The organism is Bradyrhizobium genomosp. I (2014), assembly GCF_000261685.1.
In the GTDB taxonomy this organism is placed as follows: Bacteria; Pseudomonadota; Alphaproteobacteria; order Rhizobiales; family Xanthobacteraceae; genus Bradyrhizobium.
The window spans coordinates 1-6,187 of the sequence record NZ_AJQE01000184.1 but is presented as its reverse complement, the minus strand read 5'-3'; the positions used below and the strand labels follow the sequence as shown (position 1 = coordinate 6,187).

Annotated in this window: 6 protein-coding genes; 2 read left to right on the top strand and 4 right to left on the bottom strand. The window is 67.2% G+C overall.

All coding sequences use genetic code 11. The features are described from left to right. Positions 1-48 precede the first annotated feature (48 nt). From fliE to flgB, 3 genes are read right to left on the bottom strand one after another with little or no spacing between them, the layout of a single operon-like run. Positions 49-357 carry a flagellar hook-basal body complex protein FliE gene (fliE, locus tag IC50_RS17665; protein WP_035707342.1) on the bottom strand — a complete coding sequence of 103 codons (309 nt, stop codon included), beginning with the start codon at positions 355-357 and terminating at the stop codon, positions 49-51. A gap of 16 nt (positions 358-373) precedes the next feature. After that, complete coding sequence (gene flgC / locus IC50_RS17660) at positions 374-799, bottom strand: flagellar basal body rod protein FlgC (RefSeq protein ID WP_035707338.1); 426 nt, start codon at positions 797-799, stop codon at positions 374-376. Positions 800-835: 36 nt separating this feature from the next. After that, the gene (gene flgB / locus IC50_RS17655) at positions 836-1,240 is read right to left on the bottom strand and encodes a flagellar basal body rod protein FlgB (protein WP_035707335.1); all 405 of its coding nucleotides are present in this window, start codon (positions 1,238-1,240) and stop codon (positions 836-838) included. A gap of 353 nt (positions 1,241-1,593) precedes the next feature. On the opposite strand from flgB, the gene IC50_RS17650 reads away from it, so the two are divergent. Beyond that, the gene (locus IC50_RS17650) at positions 1,594-2,565 is read left to right on the top strand and encodes a flagellar biosynthetic protein FliO (RefSeq protein WP_035707332.1); all 972 of its coding nucleotides are present in this window, start codon (positions 1,594-1,596) and stop codon (positions 2,563-2,565) included. Next, positions 2,562-3,314: a flagellar type III secretion system pore protein FliP gene (gene fliP, locus IC50_RS17645; RefSeq protein ID WP_035707329.1), complete on the top strand. Its 753-nt coding sequence runs from the start codon at positions 2,562-2,564 to the stop codon at positions 3,312-3,314. The genes IC50_RS17650 and fliP overlap by 4 nt, the downstream gene beginning before the upstream one ends. 358 nt (positions 3,315-3,672) lie before the next feature. Here fliP and IC50_RS17635 read toward each other — a convergent pair. After that, positions 3,673-6,187, bottom strand: a 2,515-nt coding sequence (locus IC50_RS17635; RefSeq protein WP_035707323.1) for a hypothetical protein, incomplete at its 5' end; no start/stop codon positions are given.

Genomic DNA, 6,187 nt, shown 5'->3' with positions numbered 1-6,187 from the left:
TGCTTCGCTTCGCTCGCAATGACGATTGGGGCGAGCGCGATCCCCAATTCAGATCGGCATCTTCATGATGTCTTCATATGCCGCGATCACGCGGTCGCGCACCGAGACCAGCGTGGATACCGCGACGTCGGTGTCTGCGACCGCCGTCACCACGTCCATCACGTTGGCCTTGCCGGCGGCCATCGCCACCGTCTGCGCATCGGATTTGCGGCCGGACTCCATGACGCTGCCGACGGCGTCCTTCAGCAGCGAAGCAAAGGATTGCCCGGTCGGCTCGCTGCCCTTGCCGGCGCCGCTGTTCTCGAGCACGCGGGCCAGGCTGGCATAGGCGTTCGCGGCGATTGTCGGTGATGCCATGTCTCAAATGTCCTGTTCAGCTCTTGAGGATGTCGAGCGTGCGCTGGATCATCCGGCGCGTCGCACTGATGATGTTGAGATTGGCCTCGTAGGACCGCTGCGCGTCGCGCATGTCGGTCATCTCGACCACCGAGTTCACGTTGGGATATTTGACGTTGCCGCTCGCATCCGCAGCCGGATTGCTCGGCTCGTATTTGACGCGGAAGTTGGACTGGTCGGGCTTGATCCTGCCGAGAGTGACGACCTGCGCCTCGAGCGTGCGGTCGAGCGCGGAGGAGAAGGTCGGAACCTTGCGCCGATAGGGGTCGCCGCCGGCGGTTTGCGCCGTCGAGTCGGCATTCGCGATGTTTTCCGAGATCACCCGCATGCGCCCGGCCTGTGCGCGCAGGCCGGAGGTGGCGATCGCCATCGAGCGGGCAAAGTCGCTGCTGTCATTCGCCATGATGCGCCTCTGATTCTCCTGGTCCCGGGATCACGCCTAGCCCTTGCCGATCGCGGTCTTGAGCAGGCGCAGGCTCTTCGAATAGAGCGAGGTCGCCGCCGCGTAGTCCATCTGGTTGCTGGCGGCCTTCATCATCTCCTCCTCGAGATTGACGGCGTTGCCCGCGGGGCGGGTCTCAAAGCCCGCGTCCCTGTTCTGGTCGAATGCGGAAACCGCGCCCGATGGCGTCATGTGCGAGGCGCTGGTACGGGTCAGGGCCAGGGGGCCCATGGACCCTGTGACGGCGCCGGTCCTGTCGAACTTCGGCTCGACCAGGTCGCGCGGCCGGAATTTGGGCGTATCGGAATTGGAGACGTTCTCGGACAGGACGCGCTGGCGCTCCTGGTGCCACTGCATCTTGGTGCGAAGCGCCGACAGCACCGGGAGGTCGTTGATGGACATCGTCGCGGCTCCTTCCGCCCTTTCCGGACCTCCAAGGTCCGAAGCTAGGCAGAATTTGCCGCCTGTATGGTTAACAGCTGGTTAAGGACGCTCTCGACGCCTGTCCCCGAGCGAGACACGATTTTGCAACCCCGTGATTCTACGCCTCGAAAAGCGACATTAACCCAACCGTTTGGCGGCGCGTGCACAGGGCAAGAAGTCGTTTTGGATCGGGCGATTCATGGGTTATTAAGGGTTGGGGACGGCAAAACCTGCCGTGGAACGTTAAGAAATCGCAGTTTGGGGCATCGTATGCCGGTGGTTGGCCAATCTGACCACGGGCACGAGAAAAGCGCCATTTGTCGGGGACAAGTATGCAAGGCAGCCCTATCACCTTCATCGTCGCGTTCATCGTCGTTCTGGCGTTGATCGGCGTCGCTGCGTGGCTGGTTCGCCGATTCGGCAGCAGCCGGCTGGGTGCCAACACCCAGCGCGGCAGGATGCCCCGCCTCGCCGTGATCGACGCCGCCGCGGTCGACGGAAGGCGCCGGCTGGTGCTGGTCCGGCGCGACAATGTCGAGCATCTCCTGATGATCGGCGGGCCCACCGACATCGTCGTCGAGCCCAATATCGTTCGTGCCGCGCCCAGCCGCGACCAGCTCCCGCAGCGTCCCAACGCCGAGCCGCCGCGCCTCGCGCCCATGCCCGACGCCGGCGGCTGGGCCGACGAAGCGCCGCGCCCCGAACTGCTCGATCATCCCGAGCCGCAAATGCCCGAGCCGCCGCCGCGGCCCGCGCGCCCCTCCTTCGCCGAGGAACTGCGCCGGCCTGCTCCTGCGCTGGCCGAACGTCGTAGCGAACCGCCCCTGGGAGGCTTTACACCGGAGCCGGCCGCGCCACGTCCCGAGCGCGAAGCACGGCCCGAGCCGCTGCCGCCGCGCATCGCGCGCGGCGAGCCGCCGCTGATGCCGCGTCCGCCGCGCGGGAGCGAGGCGGTGAAGATGCCGCCAGTGCGCCCTGAGCGCGCTGCTGCACCGCCGCCGCCTCCGCCCGTGCCGCAGGCTCCGCCCGTGCCGCCGCCGGCACCTGCTGCTGCGCCCTCGAGCGCCGAGCAGAATCTCGCCGAAATGGCGCAGCGGCTGGAAGCCGCCCTACGCCGCCCGGCCGGGGAAACGGTCGCACCTCCGGTTGCGCCGGAGCCGCCGGCCGCTCCCCCGCGGGCGGCACGCAGCGAGCCCCCGGCACCACCTGCCCCGCCGGCGAAGCCGGCTGCGGAAAAGACCAGCTTTGAAAATCTCGAAGACGAGATGGCCTCGCTGCTCGGCCGTCCGAAGCCGTCTTCGTGAGGCTGCCGGCCCTCCCGCGTAGAGTTCTTTTCCTCTCTGTCCTGATCGGCGCGGCCTCGCTCGCGATGCCGGCGCATGCGCAGGACATCAGCATCAATCTCGGCGGCCAGGGCGGCGGCGTCACCGAGCGCGCGATCCAGCTCATCGCCCTGCTCACGGTGCTGTCGATCGCGCCCTCGATCCTGATCATGATGACGTCGTTCACGCGCATCGTGGTCGTGCTGTCGCTGCTGCGCACCGCGATGGGCACCGCGACCGCCCCGCCGAACTCGGTGATCATTGCGCTCGCGATGTTCCTCACCTTCTTCGTGATGGGCCCGGTCCTGCAAAAATCCTACGACGAGGGCATCCGTCCGCTTGTCGCCAACCAGATCGGCGTCGAGGATGCGCTCCAGCGCGCCTCCGTCCCCTTGCGCGGCTTCATGCAGAAGAACGTGCGCGAGAAGGACCTCAAGCTGTTCCTGGACCTGTCGGGCGAGCCGCCGCCGGCCACTCCCGACGAGCTCGCCTTGCGCATTCTCGTCCCCGCCTTCATGATCTCCGAGCTGAAGCGCGCCTTCGAGATCGGCTTCCTGTTGTTCCTCCCCTTCCTGATCATCGACCTCGTCGTCGCCTCGGTGCTGATGTCGATGGGCATGATGATGCTGCCCCCGGCGACGATCTCGCTGCCGTTCAAGCTGATCTTCTTCGTGCTGGTCGACGGCTGGTCGCTGGTGGCGGGGAGTCTGGTGCAGAGTTACGGGGGATGAGGCAAGCTTCAAGTGCTGCCCGCATCCCGTCCGCCCTCGACGATCGCCGCCGGCCCCTCCTCCGTCATTGCGAGGAGCGCTTGCGACGGAGCAATCCAGGCTGCCGCCGCGGAAAGACTCCGGATTGCTTCGCTTCGCTCGCAATGACGGAGGAAGGGCCGGCGGACCTCGGTGACGATAATAACCGCAGCCCACAGCGTGAGCGCGAGACCCCACTCTCCCCGCGTCATTACGAGGAGCGCTTGCGACGAAGCAATCCAGGCTGCCACCGCGGAAAGATTCTGGATTGCTTCGCTGCGCTCGCAATGACGGAGACCGTGGCACTGTCCCGGGTCGCGCTTCGCGCCGCAGCTGAGCCCTATCGCGTCATCTTGATCCGCCGCACGACCGGGATCGTGGGCAGCGAGCCGGTGTGGTCGGACTCGTCCCTGGCCTGCGGCGAGCCGGGCGCGCGCGCCGTGGCGTCGGGGAAGCGCTGCTTCATCTCGCGCAGGAAGCCGTCGAGCGTATCGACGCTGGCAGCGAGCTTGGCGATCTCGGCAAATTCGGCGCTCGATGCCGCGGCCGGCTTGCTGGCGATGTCGAAGGCGAGACGGTCGGCGCTCTCGCTCATCAGCGGCGCGTATTTCTCGCGGAAGCGCGACAGGCCGATCGAGTCGTCGGCGAGCGCATAGCCGACGGCGGCGCGGATGATGTCGCTCTTCTCGACCGCATTGAGCGGCTTGAAGTCGCGGAAACGGTCGCCGTAATAGAGTTCGATCTGCTCGGCGGACTCGCGCCAGCGCCGCGCCGCCCAGAAGATGTCGGAGCGCAGACGGAGCACTTCGCGCCCCGAGACGTTGGAGACGATGTCGAGCGCGAGGTCGTGACGGCCGACGTCGCTCTGCGCGCGCGCTTCCAGCAGCAGGCGCTGCTGCCGGAGCTCGCCGGAGAGATCGCTGATGCGGCTCGCGCGCAGCGCGGTGATTGCCATGTCGGGCTTGCGGTTGGCGAGATAGATCATGGAAAGCCGCGCGGCGACCTGGGCGCGCGCCGCGCCTTCAAGGCGATGATCGACCTGGTATTGCAGAAGCTCGGCGGCCTGATCGAGCAGATCGATCGAGGCGAGACGGTCGGCGAGCCGGCGGATCAGCTCATCGCCGCGGCGGCCGATCGGCGTCAGCTCGCGGAACTCGTAGAACATCCCGAGCGCCTCGACCGGCGGCAGCTCGTCGCCCTTCGGCCCGAGAAATAGCTGCGTGAACAGGTCGGAGGCGAGATCCTGCGCCTGACGCGAGGCTTCGGCGTTCGGCTGGAGCCTCGTCGCGGTGCGCGCGGCGGTGAGCGCGTCCCGGTAACGTCCGTTCTCGGCATACAGCTGCGACAGCATCTGGAGCGTCTTGACCTCGATCGCGTCGCCGCGCCAGGTCATGGACAGCGTCTCAAGCTCGCGCAGCGCCTCTTCCTTGCCGATCTCGTCGCGCTTCTGCCGCAGTGCGACCTCGAGCTGCTTGGCCTCGGCCGCAGCCGGACGGTCGTTCGAGGCGACCGCGAACCTGTAGTCGTCGAGCGCATCCTTGTCGTGGCCGAGCGCCTCGGCGAGCCGACCGCGCAGCACGGCGAAGCCGGGCGCGGCCTCGGGCGGGACGCCGACCACCTCGAGCTCGCTGCGGCGCTTGGAGGCGCCGGCATAGTCCTTCACCTCGAGCGAGGCGCGCATCGCGTCCATCGTCACGATGCGCTGGATGTCGAGCGGCAGCGAGGCGATGGCGAATTCGACGTTCTTGAACTTCTCGCGCGCGTCTGCCCATTTGCCTTGGCGCGCATAGGCGAGCGCCTTCCAGAGCTGGGAATCATGGCTGTTGCCGATCACGGGATTGGCGAGATCCTTCAGGCCCTGCGCCGGCCGGCCGATCAGGATGCTCGCGATCGCATGCATGATCAGCGCACCGCTCTCCTCCTTGTTGAGGGGATCGGTCAGCATCACGTCGGTCACGGCCTTGGCCTCGTGATACATCGCGCGCGACATGTAGAACTGCGCGAGATCGAGCCGCGGCAGCGAACGCAACGCCGGCTCGACGTTGGAGATCGCCGTCATCAGCTCGCCCTGGCGCGCCCAGAAATTCTCCGACTGGCCCTTGCGCCAGCCTTCGGGGCTGAAGACCGGGCGCACCGCGGTCGGCGCCCGCTCGGCCGAGATGTCGACCGGCGACAGCGTCAATCCGCCCTTCTTGCCGAGGATCACCTTGTCGGAGCCGACCTCGACGCCGACCTCGTCGGAGTTGGGCCGGATCGCGATGCCGTGCGCGGATTCCAGCAGCGAGAGATCGACGAGGTCCTGCCGCTTGATGAAGCCGCGCACCGGCCGCTGCGCGGTGACGACATAGAGCGTATCGCCGGCATCAGGGTCGGTGAGCTTGTGCAGCAGGCCCGGATTGGCGAAGGGGATCGCGATATTGGCCAGCGCGGGATCGGTGATGTTGCGCGACATCATCAGCGGCAGCGGGGTCGCCTGGATCTTGTCGGCGAGCGTCAACAGCCAGTTGGTCTCCTTGCCGACCTCCTCGCTCGTCAGCGAGTAGACCAGCGGACGGGTGAGACGGATGCGCACCGCCTGCCCCTTGTCGAGCGGAATGCGGCCGACCTCGCCGATCATCGCGCCGCCCTTGGTGCGGATCGCCTCGACATCGATCGGTTTCGGTGTATCGAACACCAGCCACACCGTGTCGCCGCGGCGGAACGCCGCCGCCGGCGTTGCAACCTGAACCGGGAACGTCACGCGCAGGCCGTCACTGTCGCGGCGCGCATCGACGCCGGCGACCGTCGGCTGCGGCGCAGGCTTGGTGACTTCCTTGGCAACGTCCTTGACCGGCGCCTTCGCGGCCTCTTCGGCA